We start from the raw sequence: 22,672 nt of genomic DNA on the forward strand, positions 1-22,672 counted from the left end.
ATTTGACGCGGGCGCGTCCAGCGTTTGGCGTCAGGCAGTGAACCGCCCGACGCCGATTGAATTAGGATTCAGCGGTGTCATCAACGCCTTCGGTGGCGTATTCCGGGCGCGGTTCGCGGGTTGGGCGGCCAACAACGTCACGCAATTCGTCCAATTCGATGAAATTGTCGGCTTGGCGGCGCAGTTCATCGGCGATCATCGGGGGCTGGCTACGAATTGTGGATACAACCGAAACGCGAACGCCTTTGCGCTGCAGAGCCTCGATCAATGGCCGGAAATCGCCATCGCCCGAGAACAGGACGACGTGGTCCACGAAGGGTGCAAGTTCCATCGCATCGACCGCAAGTTCGATGTCCATGTTGCCTTTGACCTTACGGCGGCCCATGCTGTCGGTGTATTCTTTGGCGGGCTTTGTCACCATCGTAAAGCCGTTGTAGTTCAGCCAGTCAACAAGGGGACGGATCGGAGAATATTCATCATTTTCAAGCAAAGCAGTGTAATAAAACGCGCGCACCATTTTTCCACGGCGCATAAATTCTTGACGAAGCAGCTTGTAGTCGATGTCAAAACCTAACGATTTTGCGGCGGCATAAAGGTTGGAGCCGTCGATAAATAGCGCCAAGCGCTCGTCACGGTAAAACATGAAATGTCCTTTCAAAATGAAACTTGCTGGCGTTTGGAGGTGTGAGTGGTGGGTTTTCAGCAAGCGTTCTATTACTGTAATGTATTCGGAAAACCAGACAAGTGGCGAAAATGACAGACAACCCTAGAGCGGCGCTTATATCCATTGGAAGTAATGAAGAATCTCTTTTTGGTGACGCAGCGGAAACTGTACAAAAAGCCAGCAAAATTCTTGGAAAAATGTCTGAAACCCCGGCGCTTTGTAGTGCCTTTTACAAGAATCCGGCCTTCCCAAAGGGGGCCGGGCCGGATTTTGTGAACGCCGCGATGGTCATTTTCACGTTTCTGTCACCTGATGCGATCCTTGCCGAATTACACGCCATCGAGGCCGCTGCGTTGCGACAACGCACACAACGTTGGGGGCAACGCACGCTTGATCTTGATTTGATCGGTATTGATGATGTGGTGTTGCCGGACCGCGCTGTGCATGATCATTGGCGCCTGCTTTCTGAAGATGCGCAACTGTCGACCGCGCCCGATGCGTTGATTTTGCCGCATCCCCGGATGCAGGACCGGGCGTTCGTGTTGGTCCCGCTTTGCGATGTTGCGCCAGATTGGGTGCATCCGGTTTTGGGGCGCAGTGTTCGGCAGATGTGCGACGCGTTGCCAGCCAACGACGTTGCTGAGGTTGTACGACTGTCCCAAGAACGCTGATCGGCTAATTTAATGCAAAACCGCTTCGCGCGGGCCTTGTCAATCTTGGATTTTCGCAATAAAGAAGCCTCTTGCTAAGTCCCATTTGACTGACTGGAGTACGCCCATGGCCCGCGTCACCGTAGAAGATTGCGTCGATAAAGTTCCTAACCGGTTCGAGCTTGTCATGCTTGCGGCCCATCGTGCCCGTGAAATTGCTGCAGGTTCGCCCCTGACTGTGAGCCGTGACAACGATAAAAACCCGGTCGTGTCTTTGCGTGAAATCGCAGAGGAAACACAGCAAGCTGATGATCTGCGCGAGCGCATGATTGAAGCGAACCAGACACAGATCGAAGTCGATGAGCCGGAAGAGGACAGCATGTCCTTGTTGATGGGCGCTGAAGCTGACAAGCCAGTCGAAGACGATATGTCCGAAGAAAAATTGCTGCGTGCGCTCATGGAAGCGCAGGGTCAGCGTTAAGGGCCGATTTCCGGCCTAACAAATTTAGGTGCGGGACCAGATGACGACTGCTGACGAACTAATCTCTCTGGTCCGCACTTATAACCCCAATACAAATCAGGCGATGCTGCGCGACGCGTTCGCGTTTGGGGCGGAAATGCACGAGGGGCAGTTTCGCCACTCTGGTGAGGCGTACTTTACCCATCCCGTTGCTGTGACCATGATCCTTGCGGAACAGCAAATGGATGATGCGACACTGGTCACCGCATTGCTGCACGACACCATCGAAGACACCAAAGCGTCGTATGCGATTGTTGAAAAACGGTTCGGTCGCGAAGTTGCTGATTTGGTAGATGGTGTGACAAAGCTGACCAATCTTCAGCTGAACTCTAGCCAGACCAAGCAGGCTGAAAATTTCCGCAAGCTGTTCATGGCCACCTCGCGCGATTTGCGTGTGACATTAGTTAAGTTGGCGGATCGGTTGCATAATATGCGGACGATCAAATCGATGCGTCCCGATAAGCAGGTCCAGAAAGCCCGCGAAACAATGGAGATTTTCGCCCCCCTTGCAGGCCGCATGGGGATGCAGTGGATGCGTGAAGAGCTTGAGGATCTGTCGTTCAAGGTGATCAACCCCGAGGCGCGCAGTTCAATCATTCGCCGCTTTATCACGTTGCAACGCGAGGCGGGTGATGTGGTCCAAAAAATCACCGCAGATATGCGTGTCGAGCTTGAGAAAGCGAATATTCAGGCAGACGTATCCGGGCGCGCAAAAAAGCCCTATTCGATCTGGCGCAAGATGCAGGAAAAGGAAAAGAGCTTTAGCCGCCTGTCCGACATCTACGGCTTCCGCGCGATTGTTGCTACCGAGGCCGATTGTTACCGCGTGCTAGGTGCGATCCACCAACGTTGGCGTGCGGTCCCCGGACGGTTCAAGGATTACATTAGCCAGCCCAAAACCAACGGCTATCGGTCGATCCACACGACGGTGTCGGGCCGCGACGGCAAGCAGGTCGAAGTCCAGATACGCACCCGCGAAATGCACGAAGTTGCAGAAACCGGCGTGGCTGCGCATTGGTCCTATAAGAATGGTGAGCGCGTCGAAAACCGCTTTGCTGTGGACCCTGTGCGCTGGATCGCGTCGCTGACCGAACGGTTGGACGACGATCAGGATCACGACGAATTTCTCGAAGCGGTCAAGCTAGAGATGTACACCGATCAGGTGTTTTGTTTCACCCCAAAGGGCGAAGTGATCAAGCTGCCGCGCGGCGCGACCCCAATTGATTTTGCCTATGCTATCCACACCCGAATCGGGTCGGCCTGTGTTGGGGCCAAGGTCGATGGCATCCGTGTGCCGCTGTGGACGCGCCTGAAAAATGGCCAGTCTGTCGAAGTGATTACCGCCGAAGGGCAGACCCCGCAGGCTACGTGGATCGAAATTGCTGTGACGGGCCGGGCGAAAACGGCGATCCGCCGAAGTCTGCGGGAACAAGACCGCGGGCGCTTTGTGCGGTTGGGCCAAGAACTGGCGCGGGTGGCGTTTGAAAACGTCGGCAAGAAAGCGACCGATAAGGCACTGCGTACGGCGGCCAAAGCGTTGGCGATCCCGGATGCGGATGAATTGCTTGCCCGGTTGGGCAGTGCGGAAATCACCGGGCGCGAGGTGCTGCGCGCGATCTATCCCGAACTTGAAACCCGGCGCGGTGAAGAAGTTGACGGACATCGCGCCGTTGTCGGGTTGGCGGCTGATCAGGTCCACAAACGTGGCGCCTGTTGTCAGCCCGTCCCGGGAGAGCGGATTTTGGGCATCACCTTTCGCGGTCAAGGGGTGGTTGTCCACGCGATTGATTGCGAAGCGCTGGCCGACTACGAAGAACAGCCCGATCGTTGGGTTGATCTGCATTGGCAAGAAGGCACCCATGCGGCGGTGAATACGGTGACGTTTGATGTTACCATCACAAACGACGCGGGCGTTTTGGGGCGGATCTGTACGCTGATCGGTGAACAGGACGCCAATATTTCCGACTTGCGTTTCATTGATCGCAAACCTGATTACTATAGGCTGCTGATCGACGTTGATCTGCGCGATGCCGAACATTTGCATCGTGTGATGACCGCGCTTGATGCAGAAAGCAACGTGTCGTCTATCGTGCGTCATCGCGACCCGGCACTGGCCAACGTGCGACGCAGCTAACCCCATTCGGGAAGGAAGATTGTATTGGTTTTCAAGCGCAGAGACAGGCGGCCAATATGGCAAGTCGTGCTCAGCGCGATCTATCCGCGCGGCGGTTGGGCGCGTGCGTTCGAATACGTCAAACATCGGGTGCGCCGTTTGCCTGATACCCCGGAAAAGATTTCGCGTGGGATTGCCGCGGGTGTGTTCACTGCGTTTACGCCGTTCTACGGCCTTCATTTCATCTTGGCGGCGTTAATTGCCCGCATGATGCGCGGCAATATTTTTGCGGCACTGCTGGGGACATTCTTTGGTAATCCGCTAACCTACATCCCCATCGGTGTCGCGTCTTTGGGATCTGGCTATTGGATTTTGGGCCGTCCTTTCAATGCTGGGCTGTTCGGCTTTGGCCATCGCGACCCCGGGTTTTGCGGGTTAGGCTGCCGGTTTGGCAGTGCGTTTTCGGATATTTCTCATAATTTCTGGGCGATGTTCACCCCAGAGCGCGCGGATTGGCGTGGCCTTTTCGAATTCTACCACGAAGTGTTTTTGCCGTATTTGTTGGGGGGCATCGCGCCCGGCATTATCTGTGCCGCTGCGTCCTATCTGATTTGCGTTCCGTTAATCGCTGCCTATCAAAACGGGCGCCGCAAAGCCTTGCGTGCAAAGTTGAACCAGCTTGGTAAAAAGAGCATACCGACAGATCAGGGCTAAGGCACAGGTAAGGAGCGGGAATGACACAGAATAAACTGCGGCTTGGGGTGAATATTGACCATGTGGCGACCGTGCGGAATGCCCGCGGTGGCGATGTGCCTGATCCCGTGCGTGCCGCGTTGATCGCCCAAGAGGCGGGTGCCGATGGTATCACGGCGCATCTGCGCGAGGATCGCCGCCATATCATCGACAGCGATATTGACCGGTTAGTGCAGGCGCTGACCGTACCGCTGAATTTTGAGATGGCTGCGACGGCGGAAATGCAGGCGATCGCCTTGCGCCACAAACCGCACGCCGTTTGTCTTGTTCCAGAAAAGCGCGAAGAGCGCACCACCGAAGGTGGCCTAGAGGTGGCGGGTCAGGACAACACCCTTGCCCATTACATAAAGCCGTTTGTGGATGCGGGCAGTCGCGTGTCGCTGTTTATCGCGGCGGACAAACGTCAGGTCGCCGCCGCTGCCCGCATCGGTGCGCCGGTGATTGAACTGCATGCCGGGGCCTATGCCGATGCCTGTGCCGAGGCGCGTTGGGATGTGCGTGACAGTGAGCTGGCAAAGATCACAGATATGGCCGCGTATGGCGCAGAACTGGGACTCGAGGTGCATGTCGGCCACGGGTTGACCTATGACAGCGTGGGTCCGGTTGCCGCGCTGCCGCAAGTCAAAGAATTGAACATCGGCCACTTTATCATCGGAGAGGCGATTTTTCGTGGTCTTGGCCCCGCGATTATAGAAATGCGGCGCTGTATGGATGCCGCGCGGGACGGAGTTTAAGATGAATTATCTGCGCTATGCGGGCATTGTGATTGCCGTGACATTAGGCCTGCCCATCGTTCTGGGCTTGATTGCACAGGTGACGGGGATCAACCTGAGCACTGCATTTGTCGTGATCGCGCCAGCGATAGCTGCGGCGATGATCGAAGGGCAGAAATTCGTGGCAAAGACATCGCGCTTGCCAACCGGAAAGGAAACCGGGGCCTTTGTTATCTTTGCCACATTGATTTTGGTGGGGTTTCAGGCGTTGTTGACGGCGGCAGTGATCACCAATGTGGCCGGATACGAGACCTTGCTGATTTCGCCGCCTTCTATCTGGTTAATCATTGGTGTTGTGGCGTTTGTGACGGTGGCCGTGGCCCTATGCAACTGGACCTTCCTGCGCATGGGCGCGAAGAATCAGATCAAGGTATTGCAGCGGTCGGGGCAACCCAAGTGAATATCTTCGGAGCCTTCCTGTCATGATCCTTGGCATCGGCACAGATCTTGCAAACATTGACCGGATTGCCGGGACGCTGGCACGTTTTGGTGACCGCTTCCGCAACCGGGTCTTTACCGAGGTCGAACAGACCAAAGCGGAACGGCGCAAGGACGTCGCCGGAACCTACGCAAAACGCTGGGCCGCAAAAGAAGCCTGTTCCAAGGCGTTGGGTACCGGACTTGCCATGGGGATTTCGTGGAAAGATATGTCCGTGACCAATATGCACAGCGGCCAACCCGTCATGCATGTGACGGGCTGGGCCAAAGACCGGCTGGATGCCATGACCCCGCCCGGCCACAGCGCCATTATTCACGTGACTTTGACCGACGATCACCCTTGGGCACAGGCATTTGTGGTGATCGAGGCCCGACCGGACGCTTGACAGGGACTGTCTGCCACCTCATGTAGCCTCAAACACACAAAGGAATAGAACATGGCCGAAAAAACCGGACCCATGGCTGCCATCGTTGAAACATTCAAAACTGTTTTCTGGGCGCTTCTGATTGCGGGCGTTTTCCGTACGCTGTTTTTTCAGCCGTTTTGGATTCCGTCCGGGTCGATGAAAGACACGTTGCTGGTGGGCGATTTTCTGTTTGTGAACAAAATGGCCTACGGGTATTCGTATGCGTCCTGTCCGTCGGTGCCGTTTCTCAACCTTGGGGCTGATGATTTTTGCGGATTTGCCGAAGATTATGATGACCGGTTGTTCGGATCTGACCCAGAGCGTGGCGATATCGTGGTGTTCCGGCATCCCGTCACAGGACAAGATTTTATCAAGCGTTTGATCGGGTTGCCCGGTGACCGTATCCAGATGAAAGACGGCCTGCTGTATATCAATGACGTCGCAGTCGAGGTGGAAGACGTCGCACCGTTTGTTGAAACCATGGGCGCGCGCGGCGATTATCTAAAATGCATCAACGGCGTCGTCGGGGCGGGGGCTGACTGTATCAAAGAACGCCAGATCGAGACTCTGCCAAATGGCGTGAGCCACAGCATTTTGAACGCGGGCAACCAGCCCCAAGACAACACACAGGTCTTTACAGTCCCCGAAGGCGAATTTTTCTTTATGGGTGACAACCGGGACAATTCCACGGACAGCCGTTTCGCGCAGTCTGGTGGTGGTGTTGGGTTCGTCGAACGCAAAGATCTGATCGGTCGCGCGGACCGCGTCATGTTTTCCTCCGCAGGGCGGTCGATGCTGGCGTTCTGGACGTGGCGCAGTGATCGTTATTTGAAGGCACTGGATTGAAGATCGCGGCAGATCTGATCGCGTTTTCGCAACGTTTGGGTTACGGCTTCGCCAACCCGGAACTTTTGGTGCGCGCTGTAACCCATTCGTCGATGGTCAGCGTGCACCGCGACGACAATCAGCGTCTTGAATTTTTGGGCGACCGTGTGTTGGGGCTTGTGATGTCTGACGCCTTGCTCAAGGCTGATCAGGCCGCGCCCGAAGGATTGCTTGCACCACGGTATAATGCGTTGGTGCGCCGCGAAACCTGTGCCGAGGTCGCCCGCCAGATTGATCTGGGTGCGGTGATCAAATTGGGGCGTTCAGAAATGAAATCCGGCGGACGCCGTAAAGAGGCGCTGCTGGCTGACGCGATGGAGGCCGTGATTGCAGCGGTCTTTCTGGATGGTGGCTACGAGGCGGCACAAAAGGTTGTCATGCAGCTTTGGGGGTCACGTATTAGCAATGTCGCCGTTGATGCCCGCGACGCCAAAACCGCATTGCAAGAATGGGCGCAAGCCCGTGGTGAGGTGCCGCCACAGTATGTCGAAGTGGCGCGCACTGGACCTGACCATGCACCTGTGTTTACGATCGAGGCACGCCTTGCGTCTGGTCCGTCCGAGCAAGCCACCGCCGGATCCAAGCGCAACGCCGAACAGGCGGCTGCGACCGCACTTTTGAAGAAAGTAAAATCATGACTGATGCCCCAACCAAAGCGGGATTTATCGCGCTGATCGGTGAGCCGAACGCGGGAAAATCGACGTTGTTGAACCGGATGGTGGGGGCAAAGGTTTCGATCGTCACCCACAAGGTCCAAACCACGCGCGCGCGGATTCGCGGCGTCGCTATGGAAGGCAATGCGCAGTTGATTTTCATCGACACGCCGGGCCTGTTCAAGCCGCGCCGCCGGTTGGATCGCGCAATGGTGGCTGCCGCGTGGGGTGGCGCCGCTGATGCGGATGTCGTGGTATTAATGATCGAAGCCCATCGCGGCATGAGCGAGGGTGTGAAGGCGATTTTGGAAAACCTAGCTGACCGGACGGGCAAGACACCTGTCGCGCTGGCGATCAACAAGATCGACAAAGTTAAGTCCGAAACGCTGTTGGCGTTGACCCAAGAGATGAACGATGCGTTTCCATTTGCGGAAACCTTTATGATCTCGGCCGAACGCGGCCATGGCTGTGACGCTTTGCGCAGTTGGTTGGTGGAAAAGCTGCCCGAAGGCCCGCTTTTGTACCCCGAGGACCAGATTGCAGATCTGCCAATGCGCATGATTGCGGCCGAAATGACCCGCGAAAAGCTGACGCTGCGGTTGCATCAGGAATTGCCGTATGAGTTGACCGTCGAAACCGAGAATTGGGAAGAGCGCGCGGATGGCTCTGCGCGGATCGACCAGCTGATCTATGTCGCGCGTGATGGCCACAAGGGGATTGTACTTGGCAAAGGCGGCGAGACGGTGAAATCCGTCAGTACAGCCGCCCGTATCGAGATGGAAGAATTCCTTGGCCGCCGCGTTCACTTGTTTTTGCAAGTCAAAGTGCGGCCGAACTGGCTCGAGGAATCAGAGCGCTATTCCGAGATGGGGCTGGATTTTAAAGACGGAAATACCTGACCTTCAATGCGCCTGACCGCCGATATCTGGGTTTCAGCCTATCTGACGCGGCTTCGGCTTCAGGACATCCCGGCCTTTGTGGTCGCGCGTGGTGATGGCACCGCAGGCGCTGTGCTCATCAAGTTGAACACCCTTGATGGGCAGGCCGTCTGTTATCAGCGCAGTTTTGATCTCAAGACCGGCGCGCGCACATGGGTTGTTTTAACCGAAGGCGATGAACGCAGCGTTGATACGTCAATCACCAAGCAGCGCGGCTTTGATCCGGATCTTTGGGTGATCGAAGTCGAGGACAAACAGGGCCGTCACCTGCTGGATGAACCGGGTCTTGAATAGATTCTTGCCTCCGGCGGGAGTACTTTTGGCAAGATGATGCGAACAAGTCATCTGGTGACGGGTTATTAAGGATGTTCTGGCACAGTGACAGCGCGGTACAGGCTGGAGAGCCGATCGCCGTGCAAGGTGATGAGGCGTATGCCTTTTCGCGGGGGCAAGGTGGTCGTTGGTATCATCTTGCCCTAAATACTCCCGCCGGAGGCGACCCGGGCTTGCAATCTATGATACACGCGGCTGTTATAGCACGATGAATGCGATGTTTCTGAAATGATTACCTGGCGGGATGAGGCGGCGTTGCTTGCGACGCGCCCCTTTGGTGAGAGCGCGGTTATCATTGATGTATTCAGTGCCGAACACGGGCTACACGCCGGTGTCGTGCGCGGTGGCACAAGCCGTAAGATTGCCCCGATGCTGCAGCCGGGCGCGCAGCTGTCCGTCACTTGGAAAGCCCGCCTTGATAGTCACCTTGGCAGCTTTACCGTCGAGCCAGTGCGCAGCCGTGCCGCGGTGGCGATGGCTGATAGGTTGGCGTTGGCGGGTCTGAACGCGGTTTGCACTTTGCTCGTCATGGTGCTGCCAGAACGCGAACCGCAGTCCAGAATGTATACCCGCACGATCGCGCTTTTGGATTTGCTGGGCCAGTCGGACGTTTGGCCGCTGGCCTACCTTCGGTGGGAGCAGGCACTATTAGAGGCGACTGGTTTTGGCATGGATCTGTCGGCATGTGCCGTACGTGGCACCAATGAAGAGCTAATTTATGTCTCCCCGAAATCGGGCCGCGCTGTCAGCCGTCAGGCGGCGGGGGAATGGGCGGACCGACTGTTGCCGTTGCCTCCGGTGTTGGCGGGGCAGGGCGACGCGGGCAACGATGACATTTTGGTGGCGTTGCGTACGACGGGATATTTCATCGAACACCGACTGCTGCGCGGTATGGGCGACCGCCCCATGCCAGCCGCGCGCGCGCGGTTGCTGGATGCGATTGCGCGCGGCTAGACCAGATCGTTGTCGATCAGGTAGGCCGCTGTGCTGACCACGCTTTTCGGCGTTTGCCGCATGCCGCGCCCGAGAACAGAAATCGCCCTGCTGTTATCGATTTTATCGATGCGCCCCAGGCTGGGAACGATCTGCCGGATTGCGGGATCAAAAAGTGCTAGGAATTTGACCACAAAGTCTGGCGCCAGCCGTGTGACGATCTTGCGTTCGGGGTAGGCGGTTTTGATGGCTTTTGCGATGTCCGCAAACGCCATAAAGCGATCAACCGTCATGATCCGCTGGCCGTATGTTTCGGGATTGTCGATCACCGTGACATGCATTTCGGCCACGTCCTGAACATCGACTGCGGTGAATCCAAAATTGGGCAGCATCGGGTCTTTGGCTTTGAGGATACGTTCGATGACAGCGATCGATGTGCCAAAGTGCCGGTCGAGTGGCGCGCCAGTGACAAAGCCGGGGTTTACGACCGTCAGGTTCATCTCTCGCGCATGGTCCTGCACAAAGTCCCACGCAGCGCGTTCTGCCAGCGTTTTGGATTTGATGTAGGGGGCGGTGCCCGGGTCGTTCACGTTCGTCCAGTTGGTTTCGTCATAGGATGTGTCGCCGGGGGGTAACGATGATCCGCTGATCGCCGCTGTCGATGAGGTCAGGATGACGCGCGTGACCCCGGCATCCTGCGCGGCACGCAGCGCCCGAAGCGCACCGCCAACGGCAGGCCGAATAAGGTCATTTTCGTTCTTTGGCTGCACCATCGGAAACGGAGATGCGGTATGCATCAACACATCGATTCCTGCCATGGCGTCGACCCAGCCATCGTCAGACAAAAGGTCCAGCGCGACAAAGGTGAGCCGACTTTCGATGTCGTCTGTGATGGCAAGATGCGGCAACACCGCAGCGGTAACTTCGCCTGCGCGGTCTAAAGTGCGCAGTGACCCGCGCACGTGATAGCCTTTGTTCAGAAGTTGCACCGCGATGTGTTTCGCGATGTAACCGGATGCACCGGTCAGAAGGACAGTTTTTGGCACGTGCGGTCTCCGAAAAGGGGAACTGATGACAGTTTATAAGAGATCGTCAGCCGCTTTCATGCAAGCGAGAGTTGCCTTATCGCGTGCAAGTGTCGCCTATTTGCCCGATTAGTCCAACAGGCGTCGCGCGATCACTTGCGCCTGAATTTCGGCCGCCCCTTCGAAAATGTTCAAAATGCGCGCGTCACATAGAATGCGGCTGACCTTGTATTCCAGTGCAAAGCCGTTGCCGCCATGGATTTGCAGCGCATTATCGGCGCAGGCCCATGCGATCCGTGCGCCAAGCAGTTTTGCCATCCCTGCCTCAAGATCGCAGCGACGGTCATTGTCTTTTTCGGCAGCGCTAAAGTACGTCAGTTGCCGGGCAATCATAATCTCGACAGCCATCATCGCCAGTTTGCCGGATACACGCGGGAAATCGATCAGGGATTTGCCGAATTGTTTGCGGTCTTTTGCATATTGCATCCCGACATCCAGCGCGGACTGTGCCACCCCGATCGCGCGCGCCGCGGTTTGGATGCGCGCGGATTCAAAGGTTTGCATCAATTGCTTGAAACCTTTGCCGGTTTCGCCACCCAGCAGATTTTCACCCTTTACCTTGAACCCGTCAAAGCCCAGTTCGTATTCTTTCATGCCGCGGTAACCCAGCACCTCGATTTCGCCGCCCGTCATGCCGGGGGTCGGGAATGGGTCTGCGTCGGTTCCGGGGGTCTTTTCGGCCAGAAACATCGACAGACCGCGATAGTCGGTGGTGTCGGGATCGGTCCGTGCCAGCAGGGTCATGACATGGGTGCGCGCCGCGTGGGTGATCCATGTCTTGTTCCCGGTCACGGTCCAATCGTCGCCGTCTTTGACCGCGCGGGTGCGCAGGCTGCCCAGATCGGACCCCGTGTTCGGTTCGGTAAAGACCGCTGTTGGCAGGATTTCGGCGCTGGCAATACCGGGCAACCACTGCTGTTTCTGGGCTTCGGTGCCGCCGCACAGGATCAATTCGGCCGCGATCTCGGACCGAGTGCCAAGGCTGCCGACGCCGATATAGCCGCGTGACAGTTCTTCGGAGACCACGCACATTGATGCTTTGGACAGGCCGAAACCACCATATTCTTCGGGGATGGTCAGGCCGAAAACGCCCATTTCGGCCATCTCGGTGATGATCTCCATCGGGATCAATTCATCCTTAAGATGCCAGTCGTGGGCATAGGGTTCGATTTTTTCCACACTAAAGCGACGAAATTGTTCGCGGATCATTTCCAATTCGTCGTCCAGACCAGTGGCGCCGACGGTGACATTGGCAGAGTGTTCTTGCATCAGGGCCACAAGCCGGGTGCGGGCGGCCTGTGTATTGCCCGCGCGGGTCAGGGCGGCCACGGCGGGCAGCATGTCGGCTTGGGTCAGGCCGATGTCGTTCAGGCGCAGCATTTCGCCTTGGCTCATCGGGATGCCGCCGTAGATTTGCGCAAGGTATTCGCCAAAGGCGATCTGATGTAGCAGTTGTTCGGTCTCTCCGAACTTTCCGTCGGCTTGCAGTCGTTCGGCCCATGCCTGCATTTGCTGTAGCGCCTGCGTGTAAGTCGCAAGCCATGCAAGACCGTGCGCAGCGGTTTGGTGCTGTTCGATCAGGCGGGCAGAAATGCGGTCGCCATCAGTGACAAGGTCACGCACAATCGTTTTGGCGCGCGTCAGGATGTCATTCACTGCTGGCAACGCGGTTTGGCAAAGGTGCATCAGGTCACCTAAAACCGGGCTGGTGCTTTGTGTCATATCCTGTCCATCGTGTGCCATCGCGAGAATCCCCATATTTGCAAGTGCAGAGATAATATGTTTGCATCCGCAGCGCAACTTTAATTCGCCTTGACGTCAGCGTTTAACCGAAAATGTCGCAGAGGAATTTTCGTGTGATCGCCGAAATAACGCCGTATGACAGGGCATGAGTGACATATTTGATATTCTTCCGCCTGCGCTTTTGATTTTTGCCTGTGGTGTGACCTTTTTGGGTGGTTTCGTGAAAGGCGCGGTTGGCTTTGCCATGCCGCTGATCATGATTTCTGGGATGGGTATTCTTATTGATCCACAAATTGTTGTCGCGGGTGTGATCATCCCGATTGTTGTGACAAACGGGATGCAAGTCGTACGCGCCGGACTGGTTCCGGCATGGGAGGCACTGCGCGAACATTGGCGCTATGTCAGTATCGTATGTGTGATGATCCTTGTGTCGGCACAGTTCCTGCGCCGCATTCCGGCCGACACCATGTTTTTGGTGCTTGGCGTGCCTGTGGTGGTACTGTGTGCCATTCAGTTGGTGGGCTGGCGGCCTCAAATCCCCCCACTATATCGGCGGGCGTTCGAATGGTCCGCAGGTGCGCTTGCTGGTGCGTTGGGCGGTTTGGCGGGCACGTGGGGGCCGCCGACCGTATTGTATTTGCTTGCGCTGGGCACGCCACGCGCACGGCAGATGGCCGTGCAGGGGGTGATTTACGGCCTTGGGTCGCTGATGCTGCTGCTGGGCCATTTGCGGTCTGGCGTGTTAAATGGGCAAACGTGGCCGCTGTCCGCGCTTCTTGTTTTTCCCGCGATCGTGGGCATGTGGGTTGGCTTCAAGCTGGGCGACCGGTTTGATCAGGAACGGTTCCGGCGCGCGACTTTGTGGGTTCTCATTATTGCGGGGGTCAATTTGATCCGCCGCGGGGTAATGGGTTAACCCCACAATCCGGCAACGTCAGGATAGCATTTCACGATAGCCGCAGATGTCGGCTAACCCGGGGACAGTGCTGGGCGCGACCACCTCGAATGTGGCGTGATACAGCTGTTTGCCATTATGTTCCGCGGCAAATGTCCAAATGCCGGGCTGCAATTCATAGGCGTAGTCAAATTGGTAAAAGCTGAACGACCGGCTCACCCCGCTGACCTGGCTTTCGAACCGTTGTTCGGTGGTGCCCGCGTCGCCCATCGGTGGGTGGGTCACAACAACCGTGACCCCGTCTATCCCGTTCACGTCACGCGCCTGTACCCTTGCGCCAAAGCCAACCCCGATTGCAGCGGGCACAATCTGTGATCCTGAGACGAACTTTGGCGACTGGTCGATCTGGTGGGTGATGCCTGCAATTGTGTTGGGGGCTGGTCTGGACCCGATCGGGTCCGGAGCGCACACGATTCCAATTTCAATATCCCTGATCGCAGTGCTGACCATATCGGGCGCTGCACGCCCAAGCGTGGCAAAGGTGATGAATGCAAAAATGACCAGCCCAATTTTCATGGGCTGATCATATCGAGGTGGCGCTGATCACGTAAGGCAGATTGTGATCCACCCATGGTTTTAACCAATTGCCGCCGATTTTACGTCTTCGTCGATGAAGGGGACGTACTTTTCGAAGTTATCGCTGAACATTTGCACCAGTTTGTGCGCCTGCGCGTCATAGGCCGATTGATCCGCCCATGTTTCGCGCGGGTTCAGCAACGCGTCGTCGACCCCAGCGACTGCAACGGGCACTTCGAAGCCAAAGTTCGGATCTTTGCGGAAGCTCCCTTCGGCCAGCGACCCATCAAGTGCGGCGGTCAGCAGCGCGCGCGTTGCTTTGATTGGCATCCGCGAACCCGTGCCATATGCACCACCGGTCCAGCCCGTATTCACCAGCCAGCAAGTCGCGCCGTGGCTGGCGATCTTGGCACGCAGCAGGTTGCCATACACTTCGGGACGGCGTGGCATGAACGGCGCGCCAAAGCAGGTGCTGAAGGTTGGTTCTGGTTCGGTGACGCCGCGTTCTGTCCCGGCAACCTTTGAGGTGAAGCCAGACAGGAAGTGGTACATCGCCTGCGCGGGTGTCAATCGCGCGATGGGAGGCAACACGCCAAACGCATCACAGGTCAGCATGATGATGTTCTTGGGATGCCCGCCAAGCGCGGTTTCTGACGCGTTCGAAATATAGTTCAACGGGTAAGCGCAGCGCATGTTTGCGGTCAGGCTGTCGTCGTTGAAATCAAGCTCGAGAGTTTCAGGATCAAACACCATGTTTTCGATGACGGTGTGCGGCATCGAACAGGTTGCATAGATTTCCGGCTCGGCCTTGGGGTCAAGGCCGATCGTTTTGGCGTAGCAGCCACCTTCGAAATTGAAGGTGCCGCGATCAGACCAGCCGTGTTCGTCGTCGCCGATCAGAACCCGTGACGGGTCTGCGGACAGCGTCGTTTTGCCAGTGCCAGACAGGCCAAAGAATACAGCGGTATCGACCGGGTTACCCGGTGCGTGATTCGCCGAACAGTGCATCGGCATGATGCCTTTTTCCGGCAGCAGATAGTTAAGCAAGGTGAACACGGATTTTTTGTTTTCGCCGGCGTATTCTGTGCCGCCGATCAGGATCAGTTTGGCGTCAAAGTTGAGCGCAATGACCGTTTCTGACCGGCAGCCATGTTTGGCTGGATCGGCCTTGAAGGTTGGGCAATTGATGATGGTGAATTCAGGCACGAATGTTTCAAGTTCGGACGCGTCCGGGCGCCGCAACAAATGCCGGATGAACAGACCGTGCCATGCCAATTCGGTGATAACCCGCACATCAAGCCGGTAGGCCGGGTCGGCGCCGCCGTACAGGTCTTGGACGTCGTAGCGCCTACCTTTCATGTGATCGAGCATGTCAGCGTAAAGCACGTCAAATTTAGCAGGATCCATTGGCGGGTTATTATCCCACCAGATTTTGTCTTCGACAGAAGGGGTCCGCACGACGAATTTATCCTTGGGCGACCGGCCTGTGTGTTTGCCGGTGGTCACCAACAACGCGCCACCCTTGCCGTTGACGCCTTCGCCTGCTGCAACGGCCGCCTTTTGCAAGGCGTCCTCAGAGCGGTTGTAATACACATAACCCAGCCCTGTGATGCCTTGATCTTCAAGCTTCATCTTTGGGTTGACCTTACCGTGGTCCATGGGTTCGCTCCTTTAAATGTTTGCCTTAGTGGCCTGCGATAGGTCTCCTTAACACCAAGTTTTTATGGCGGGATAGTGGGGTTTCGTTCCGTTAGCGCAACCAACCGGATGTTAGCGCAACCAGCGCAAAGAACTGCCGGGCCGCCTGCGACATGTTAGCGGTAAAAATGCAAAACAGCACCAATTGAGGCGATAATGTGGCGACGACTGAGTTAGGGATTGATTCGCCTGTCCAAAAAGATGAAAACACCAAGGCGGGCTTGAAAAACTGAATACGCGGCTACTTAGGGAAGATCCACATGTCTAGAATTGCATTGGTTGACGATGACCGGAATATCCTCACGTCAGTTTCAATGACGCTTGAAGCCGAGGGCTTTGAGGTGGAGACCTATAACGATGGCCAGTCCGCGCTTGAGGCGTTTAACAAACGGATGCCTGATATTGCCGTGTTGGATATCAAAATGCCACGCATGGATGGTATGGATCTGCTGCAGCGCCTGCGCCAGAAAACGTCGATGCCCGTCATTTTCCTGACCTCGAAGGACGATGAAATTGACGAGGTTCTGGGCCTGCGCATGGGTGCAGACGATTACGTGAAAAAGCCATTTTCGCAGCGCCTGCTTGTCGAACGTATTCGCGCGTTGTTGCGTCGCCAAGACGCGATTGCCGGCGAAGAAATTGAAGAGACTGAAGAAACAAAGGTCATGATCCGTGGCGAATTGGTTATGGATCCCTTGCGCCACGCGGTGAAATGGAAGGGGAACGATGTTTCCCTGACCGTGACCGAATTTCTGCTGCTTCAGGCCCTGGCGCAACGCCCGGGTTTCGTCAAAAGCCGTGATCAACTGATGGATGTTGCTTACGATGATCAGGTCTATGTTGATGACCGCACGATCGACAGCCACATCAAACGTCTGCGTAAAAAGATGCGGAATACAGATAACGATTTCTCGGCCATCGAAACGCTGTATGGTATTGGGTATCGTTACAACGAAGAGTAAGGCATGACAGCCGCCCCAAAGATCGACGTCCGCGACCTGCAGTCCGTGCGTGCGGCTGCGCGCGCGCCCGATCTGGTTTTGGGCGACGATTGGGTTATGTCCGACGAAGAGATCGACGCGATCGGGACGCCGCGTGGCTTATTCACGCTGCGTCGTTCACCGATTGCGCGCAAGATTGTGACTATCAACCTGATCGCGATGATTTTGCTGATTGCGGGTGTCTTGTACCTTAACCCGTCGCGGGATCATCTGGCCTATCAACGTGCGCGCGGGCTCGTCAACGAGGCCCGGCTGATCTCAGATGTATTCGAGGCACGCCTTCCTTCGGCGGCGCCTGTCAATTTTGTCACCGCCGACGGGATTGACCCGGCCGAGACGTTGGCCGGGTTAAGCCTGCGAGGCGGTGTCGAGGTATCGGTGTATGGGCTTGATGCGACTTTAGTGGCGACCGCAACCGGCAGCCTGGATGCATCAGAGCAAGCAGAGCTTGAAAAGCACACTGGCGGGACGTTTCTCACGGATAATCTCAGCAAAATGTGGAATGGGCTTGCTGCGATCGGGGCCTTTCGCGGCGAAATATTGACGCCTGACCAACAGCGGTTGGCGCTGACGCGCGAAAACGTCCGGCAAGCATTGTTGCGCGGCACACATCTTGAGACCTCTACCATTAGCGGCGTGACCAGTTTTGTCGTGACAACACCGATTATGCAGAACGGAAACGCTGTGGGCGTGATTGCGCTGCGCACGGCGGCGGGCGAAGTTGACAGTCTTGTGCAGCGCGAGCGCGAACAGGTCTTGCGTCTATTTCTGGTCGGGATCCTTGTCAGTATCGGTCTTAGTCTTGTTTTGGCGTCGACAATCGCGAACCCGCTGGCAGATCTTGCGACGGCCGCCGAGGCCAGCCATGACCGCAACGCCCGCAAGATGTCCCCTGGCAAGGTCCGTATCCCCGATCTGACGGGACGCCCAGACGAGATTGGCCGCTTGTCGGGTGCGCTGCGCGGAATGGTCGCTGCGCTGTACGAACGGATCGAAGGCAACGAACAATTTGCAGCCGACGTGGCGCATGAAATCAAAAACCCGCTGGCGTCCTTGCGTTCGGCTGTCGGCGCAATGCAATTTGCGAAACGCGATGATCAACGCGCGCGGTTGCTTGAAGTTATCGAACATGACGTCAAACGCCTTGATCGACTGGTCAGCGATATCTCTAACGCGTCACGCCTTGATAGTGAGCTGGTCAAAGAGGAAGAGCTATCATTTGATCTGCTAAATATGTTGGCGAATGTGAACGAATACCTGGGCAAAGAAGCGCGCGCAAAGGGGATCGACTATGTTGCTGACGTGCCTGCAGACCCGATTACAGTCCGTGGCCTTGAAGGACGTCTTGCACAGGTGTTCGTGAACCTGATCACAAACGCGATTTCGTTCTGCGATGACGGGGACGCGATCCGGGTTTGGGTCCGCAAGCGGGACAACCGCGTGCTCGTGGTTGTCGAAGACACAGGGCCAGGTATTCCCGATGGCGCATTGGCAAAGATATTTCAGCGCTTCTATTCCGAACGCCCTGAGGGGCAGTTTGGCAACAATTCGGGCCTTGGGCTTGCGATTTCCAAGCAGATTGTCGAGGCCCATGACGGCGTGATCTGGGCGGAAAATATCCGTCCGACAGATGCCGATCCCACGTCAGAGCCGCTGGGTGCACGGTTTGTCGTCGGGCTTCCGGTTTAGGGCGCGCAGATGACCGCGGCGGCCACCCTGCATGCGACATGTGTGGCGTGGGACGCAAAGGCGGTGATCATCATTGGTCGGTCCGGTGCAGGAAAGTCTGCATTGGGATTGCAGTTGATGGCGCTTGGCTGTGTTCTTGTGGCGGATGACCGTGTGTGTGTGACCCCAACACGCACTGGATTAATCGCATCCTGTCCCAAGACGATTGTTGGATTGATCGAGGCCCGCGGTGTCGGCATTTTGACCGCGAAGACGACTGCGCAGGCCGATGTACAGCTTATCGTTGATTTGGATAAGACAACGACACAGCGTCTGCCAGAACGTCGCGTTATGATGCTGCATGGGCATAAGATCCCCTTGATTCATCGCGCTGCAGGTGATCACTTTGTTCCTGCAATCCTGCAGCTTCTCAAAGCAGGTTGGAGTGAAAGATGACAGTGCCCCCTTTGCCCCCCAATTCGTCGCCCCCGACCATCGTATTGGTGACGGGGCCGTCAGGGGCTGGGCGGTCAACGGCGATTAATGCGCTAGAGGACCTTGGATACGAGATTATCGACAACTTGCCGCTGTCGCTGTTGCCACGCCTGTTAGATGGACCGCCGCTAAGCCGTCCGCTGGCGTTGGGATTGGATGTGCGCAATCGCGATTTTGGCACCGACGCGTTGATCGCCGCAATCGATCAGTTGGCGGCGCGCCCTGATCAAGACGCACAGGTCTTATATCTTGAGGCGAACGAAGAAGAATTGGTCAGGCGCTATTCCGAAACACGCCGCATGCATCCTTTGGCCCCGGCGGGACCGCCATTGGTCGGCATTACGCGCGAACGCGAACTGTTAAGTAGCGTGCACGCCCGTGCTGACGTGCTGATTGATACGACGGGGATGACGCCTCATGACCTTCGTGCCGAGATCGACCGATGGTTTGCGCCGGGGGATGGGCGGCCCTTGGGGGTGACGCTCCATTCATTTTCCTACAAGCGGGGTCTGCCAAGGGGGATGGATATCGTGATTGATTGCAGATTCCTTCGAAATCCACATTGGGACGATACGTTGCGCGCTTTGGATGGCCGTGACGCCGCTGTGGCGGCCTATGTCAAATGCGACCCGCGGTTCAATTTGTTCTTTGAAAGGGTCAAAGCCTTGGTTGACCTGCTGCTTCCGGCACACAAGGATGAAGGCAAATCGCATTTGTCGATTGGATTCGGGTGTACCGGAGGGCAACACCGGTCGGTCGCCGTTACGGAACTCCTTGCATCTGCTCTTGCGGATGATGGGTGGCATGTGTCTAAACGACATCGTGAAATGGAACGGCGCGATGCGCTTGGGAACAAGGGACACCAGGTTTGATTGGTATCGTCATTGTGGCACACGGTGGGCTTGCGCAGGAATACCTTGCGGCAGTTGAACATGTCGTGGGCCAGCAAACAGGCATGGTGAGCATCGCGATCGGTCCCGAAGACGACCGTGCCGCGAAACAAGAAGAAATCTGTGATGCGGCTGACGCGGTGGACACTGGCGACGGTGTTGTGATCGTGACGGATATGTTTGGCGGATCGCCTTCAAACCTGTCTTTGCGCGCCTGTGGCCCGGATAACCGGCGGATCCTTTACGGGGCCAATTTGCCGATGTTGATCAAGTTGGCAAAATCACGGCGCCGTACCGTCCCTGATGCAGTCGAAGCGGCGATTAACGCGGCGCATAAGTATATCAACAGTCACAATGGCGGGTCGCACGCATGACAACATGCCGTTTGAAAATTGAGAATATTAAAGGGTTGCACGCAAGGGCCTCCGCCAAGCTGGTTGAAGTGGTCGAAGGATTTGATGCGGACGCCACTGTCAGCAAAGATGGAGAGTCCGCCAGCGGTGATAGTATTATGGGGCTTTTAATGCTGGCCGCCTCGATCGGGACCTATATCGACGTAGAAACACGTGGGCCACAGGCGGACGCACTTGCACAAGCGATTACCGACTTGGTGACCGATAAATTTGGCGAAGGTAACTAAGCATTGGCTTAGGTTAGGAAATGACGTTTTGACGGATACAGCCGGGAAAACCACAGCACCATCGGTCTTGCCCCACGATGTGCCGCACGTCTATGACCGCCGTCGCCTGACGTATTCGGACACGTTTGACAGCCCGTTTAAGCGTACGCTGATCCAAGCCATCGAATGGATGACGGGTAAGGCGCGGATCATTCGGATGATCCGAAAATTCGAACGCATGGGTAAATTCCATGGCCAAGACTTTTGGCGCGGCGCGTTGGGTGTGATGGATATCGACCTGCAGACACCGCAACACCAACTGAACAACATTCCCAAAACAGGGCCGACAATATTGGTCGCCAACCACCCGCATGGCTTGGTCGACGGGATGATTCTGGCGGACCTGATCGGTCGGGTGCGCACCGATTATCGCATTTTGACACGGTCATTTTTGACTGGGATCGACCAAGATGCCGCAAATTTCATGATCCCTGTGCCGTTTCCGCACGAAGAAGGCGCGCAAAAGAAGATGGTCGAAATGCGTCGTTTGGCCATGGAACATCTGAGCAATGGCGGCCTGATCGCGCTATTTCCGTCGGGCGTCGTTGCGTCATCCGAGACATTGTTTGGCCCGGCGATCGAGGCAGAGTGGAATGTATTTACCGCCAAAATGATCCGCACCTCGGGTGCAAAGGTCGTACCCTGCTATTTTCCAGGGTCCAATTCCCGCTGGTACCTTATGGCCAACCGCATTTCTGCGACATTGCGCCAAAGCCTGTTGTTGCACGAAATTGTCAAGGCATGTGGCAGGCCACAAAAGCCGGTCGTTGCGCCAACATTAAACGACGCAGAGGTCAAAGAACGCCTAAAAGACCCCCGCGCCTTTATGGCGTGGTTGCGAAACCTCACACTGGGGTTGCGCGATTAACGCGTTGGTACGGGTGTTTCGCCGCGATAGTCGTAAAATCCGCGTTTTGTTTTGCGGCCTAACCAGCCTGCTTCGACATATTTGGTAAGCAGTGGGCAGGGCCGGTATTTTGTATCTGCCAGCCCTTCGTGCAGGACGTTCATAATCGCCAGGCAGGTGTCGAGCCCGATAAAATCTGCCAGCTCCAGCGGCCCCATCGGGTGGTTCGCGCCCAGTTTCAGGGATGTATCGATGGATTGCACGGACCCCACGCCCTCATACAGGGTGTAGATCGCTTCGTTGATCATCGGCATGAGAATACGGTTGACGATGAAGGCGGGAAAATCTTCGGCAGTTGCAGAAGTTTTACCCAGCTTTTCAACCACGGCATAACAGGCTTTGAACGTCTCTTCGTCGGTTGCAATGCCGCGGATCAATTCGACCAATTGCATGATCGGCACCGGGTTCATGAAATGAAATCCCATGAATTTTTCAGGCCGGTCGGTGCGCGACGCGAGCCGGGTGATCGAAATTGACGATGTGTTCGACGTTAGAATCGTGGCGGGTTTTAAATGCGGCTGCAGTTCCGCAAAAATGGCGGTTTTCACTTCTTCGCGTTCGGTCGCGGCTTCAATGATCAGGTCGGTTTGACCAAGGTCTGTCAGGGTTTGCGTTGTGTTAATCCGGCCCATGGCCGCGGCCTTGTCGTCGGCGGATATGGTGCCTTTTGTGACTTGGCGTTCAAGGTTCCGGTCAATCAAGGCAACAGCCGCATCCAATGCATCCGCGCTGATATCGGTGAGTAAGACGTCATAGCCCGCAACGGCAAAGACATGGGCAATCCCGTTGCCCATCTGACCGGCGCCCACAATACCTACGCGTTCAATTGCCATCTGTCTGTCCTTTTCGGTTCCCGGCCACCATAGGCCCGGCGTTGGGTCGGCTGCAAGGCGGCGCGGTGCCGAAAAGTTAAATTGAATTTTGCCATTAGGGAATTCGCAAATCATTTTTGCGAATCTCTGGCTGGGCGATCAA

At 56.3% G+C, this 22,672-nt stretch carries 26 protein-coding genes; 20 read left to right on the forward strand and 6 right to left on the reverse strand.

All coding sequences use genetic code 11. The features are described 5' to 3' along the window. Positions 1-61: 61 nt before the first annotated feature. Positions 62-643, reverse strand: a complete 582-nt coding sequence (locus ACXJGX_RS08830) for a LabA-like NYN domain-containing protein (RefSeq protein ID WP_474780668.1) — start codon at positions 641-643, stop codon at positions 62-64. 110 nt (positions 644-753) lie between these two features. On the opposite strand from ACXJGX_RS08830, the gene folK reads away from it, so the two are divergent. The 12 genes from folK (at position 754) to recO (ending at position 10,081) form a co-directional block, all read left to right on the forward strand. Next, positions 754-1,335 carry a 2-amino-4-hydroxy-6-hydroxymethyldihydropteridine diphosphokinase gene (gene folK / locus ACXJGX_RS08835; protein WP_474780670.1) on the forward strand — a complete coding sequence of 194 codons (582 nt, stop codon included), beginning with the start codon at positions 754-756 and terminating at the stop codon, positions 1,333-1,335. A 106-nt stretch (positions 1,336-1,441) separates the two neighbouring features. Continuing rightward, positions 1,442-1,795 (forward strand): DNA-directed RNA polymerase subunit omega, encoded by a 354-nt coding sequence (gene rpoZ, locus ACXJGX_RS08840; RefSeq protein ID WP_474780672.1) that lies wholly within the window; start codon positions 1,442-1,444, stop codon positions 1,793-1,795. Positions 1,796-1,835: 40 nt separating this feature from the next. After that, entirely contained in the window at positions 1,836-3,968 is a 2,133-nt protein-coding gene (locus ACXJGX_RS08845) for a RelA/SpoT family protein (RefSeq protein WP_474780674.1), read from the forward strand. A 24-nt stretch (positions 3,969-3,992) separates the two neighbouring features. Continuing rightward, entirely contained in the window at positions 3,993-4,661 is a 669-nt protein-coding gene (locus ACXJGX_RS08850; protein WP_474780676.1) for a DUF2062 domain-containing protein, read from the forward strand. Positions 4,662-4,681: 20 nt separating this feature from the next. Then, entirely contained in the window at positions 4,682-5,434 is a 753-nt protein-coding gene (locus ACXJGX_RS08855; RefSeq protein ID WP_474780678.1) for a pyridoxine 5'-phosphate synthase, read from the forward strand. 1 nt (position 5,435) lies between these two features. After that, positions 5,436-5,873 carry an ABZJ_00895 family protein gene (locus ACXJGX_RS08860; protein ID WP_474780680.1) on the forward strand — a complete coding sequence of 146 codons (438 nt, stop codon included), beginning with the start codon at positions 5,436-5,438 and terminating at the stop codon, positions 5,871-5,873. A 22-nt stretch (positions 5,874-5,895) separates the two neighbouring features. Continuing rightward, positions 5,896-6,297: a holo-ACP synthase gene (gene acpS, locus ACXJGX_RS08865; RefSeq protein ID WP_474780682.1), complete on the forward strand. Its 402-nt coding sequence runs from the start codon at positions 5,896-5,898 to the stop codon at positions 6,295-6,297. Between the two features lie 51 nt (positions 6,298-6,348). Beyond that, entirely contained in the window at positions 6,349-7,164 is an 816-nt protein-coding gene (gene lepB / locus ACXJGX_RS08870) for a signal peptidase I (RefSeq protein ID WP_474780684.1), read from the forward strand. Continuing rightward, complete coding sequence (rnc, locus tag ACXJGX_RS08875) at positions 7,161-7,841, forward strand: ribonuclease III (RefSeq protein ID WP_474780686.1); 681 nt, start codon at positions 7,161-7,163, stop codon at positions 7,839-7,841. The genes lepB and rnc overlap by 4 nt, the downstream gene beginning before the upstream one ends. Beyond that, positions 7,838-8,755 carry a GTPase Era gene (era, locus tag ACXJGX_RS08880; RefSeq protein ID WP_474780688.1) on the forward strand — a complete coding sequence of 306 codons (918 nt, stop codon included), beginning with the start codon at positions 7,838-7,840 and terminating at the stop codon, positions 8,753-8,755. Before rnc ends, era begins: the two co-directional genes overlap by 4 nt. A gap of 6 nt (positions 8,756-8,761) precedes the next feature. Then, the gene (locus ACXJGX_RS08885) at positions 8,762-9,088 is read left to right on the forward strand and encodes a DUF1491 family protein (protein WP_474780690.1); all 327 of its coding nucleotides are present in this window, start codon (positions 8,762-8,764) and stop codon (positions 9,086-9,088) included. A gap of 267 nt (positions 9,089-9,355) precedes the next feature. Then, positions 9,356-10,081: a DNA repair protein RecO gene (gene recO, locus ACXJGX_RS08890; protein ID WP_474780692.1), complete on the forward strand. Its 726-nt coding sequence runs from the start codon at positions 9,356-9,358 to the stop codon at positions 10,079-10,081. On the opposite strand, the gene ACXJGX_RS08895 is transcribed toward recO, so the two are convergent. Further along, on the reverse strand, positions 10,078-11,106 hold the full coding sequence (locus ACXJGX_RS08895) for an NAD-dependent epimerase/dehydratase family protein (RefSeq protein ID WP_474780693.1): 1,029 nt from the start codon (positions 11,104-11,106) through the stop codon (positions 10,078-10,080). The genes recO and ACXJGX_RS08895 overlap by 4 nt on opposite strands. Positions 11,107-11,214: 108 nt before the next feature. Next, on the reverse strand, positions 11,215-12,888 hold the full coding sequence (locus tag ACXJGX_RS08900) for an acyl-CoA dehydrogenase family protein (protein ID WP_474780695.1): 1,674 nt from the start codon (positions 12,886-12,888) through the stop codon (positions 11,215-11,217). Positions 12,889-13,033: 145 nt separating this feature from the next. Between ACXJGX_RS08900 and ACXJGX_RS08905 the strand changes: the two genes are divergently transcribed. After that, entirely contained in the window at positions 13,034-13,804 is a 771-nt protein-coding gene (locus ACXJGX_RS08905; RefSeq protein WP_474780697.1) for a sulfite exporter TauE/SafE family protein, read from the forward strand. Between the two features lie 18 nt (positions 13,805-13,822). On the opposite strand, the gene ACXJGX_RS08910 is transcribed toward ACXJGX_RS08905, so the two are convergent. After that, positions 13,823-14,359: a DUF3859 domain-containing protein gene (locus tag ACXJGX_RS08910; protein ID WP_474780699.1), complete on the reverse strand. Its 537-nt coding sequence runs from the start codon at positions 14,357-14,359 to the stop codon at positions 13,823-13,825. 60 nt (positions 14,360-14,419) lie between these two features. After that, positions 14,420-16,018, reverse strand: a complete 1,599-nt coding sequence (locus tag ACXJGX_RS08915) for a phosphoenolpyruvate carboxykinase (protein ID WP_474780701.1) — start codon at positions 16,016-16,018, stop codon at positions 14,420-14,422. Positions 16,019-16,317: 299 nt separating this feature from the next. Here ACXJGX_RS08915 and ACXJGX_RS08920 point away from each other — a divergent pair, with 299 nt between their 5' ends. The 7 genes from ACXJGX_RS08920 to ACXJGX_RS08950 are packed head-to-tail and all read left to right on the forward strand — an operon-like array spanning position 16,318 to position 21,658. Then, the gene (locus ACXJGX_RS08920) at positions 16,318-17,019 is read left to right on the forward strand and encodes a response regulator transcription factor (protein WP_474780703.1); all 702 of its coding nucleotides are present in this window, start codon (positions 16,318-16,320) and stop codon (positions 17,017-17,019) included. Positions 17,020-17,022: 3 nt separating this feature from the next. Next, a complete protein-coding gene (locus tag ACXJGX_RS08925; RefSeq protein ID WP_474780705.1) occupies positions 17,023-18,747 on the forward strand; it encodes a sensor histidine kinase in 1,725 nt (574 codons plus the stop codon). Between the two features lie 9 nt (positions 18,748-18,756). Then, positions 18,757-19,182 (forward strand): HPr kinase/phosphorylase, encoded by a 426-nt coding sequence (locus ACXJGX_RS08930; RefSeq protein ID WP_474780707.1) that lies wholly within the window; start codon positions 18,757-18,759, stop codon positions 19,180-19,182. Then, entirely contained in the window at positions 19,179-20,093 is a 915-nt protein-coding gene (gene rapZ / locus ACXJGX_RS08935; RefSeq protein WP_474780709.1) for an RNase adapter RapZ, read from the forward strand. The genes ACXJGX_RS08930 and rapZ overlap by 4 nt, the downstream gene beginning before the upstream one ends. Then, complete coding sequence (locus ACXJGX_RS08940; RefSeq protein ID WP_474780711.1) at positions 20,090-20,485, forward strand: PTS sugar transporter subunit IIA; 396 nt, start codon at positions 20,090-20,092, stop codon at positions 20,483-20,485. Before rapZ ends, ACXJGX_RS08940 begins: the two co-directional genes overlap by 4 nt. After that, the gene (locus ACXJGX_RS08945; protein WP_474780713.1) at positions 20,482-20,751 is read left to right on the forward strand and encodes an HPr family phosphocarrier protein; all 270 of its coding nucleotides are present in this window, start codon (positions 20,482-20,484) and stop codon (positions 20,749-20,751) included. Before ACXJGX_RS08940 ends, ACXJGX_RS08945 begins: the two co-directional genes overlap by 4 nt. Positions 20,752-20,779: 28 nt before the next feature. Beyond that, positions 20,780-21,658: a lysophospholipid acyltransferase family protein gene (locus ACXJGX_RS08950; protein WP_474780715.1), complete on the forward strand. Its 879-nt coding sequence runs from the start codon at positions 20,780-20,782 to the stop codon at positions 21,656-21,658. Here ACXJGX_RS08950 and ACXJGX_RS08955 read toward each other — a convergent pair. Beyond that, complete coding sequence (locus ACXJGX_RS08955) at positions 21,655-22,530, reverse strand: 3-hydroxybutyryl-CoA dehydrogenase (protein WP_474780717.1); 876 nt, start codon at positions 22,528-22,530, stop codon at positions 21,655-21,657. The two genes, ACXJGX_RS08950 and ACXJGX_RS08955, sit on opposite strands and share 4 nt — an antisense overlap. Positions 22,531-22,672 lie beyond the last annotated feature (142 nt).

Source organism: Yoonia sp. SWMV100, assembly GCF_056108365.1.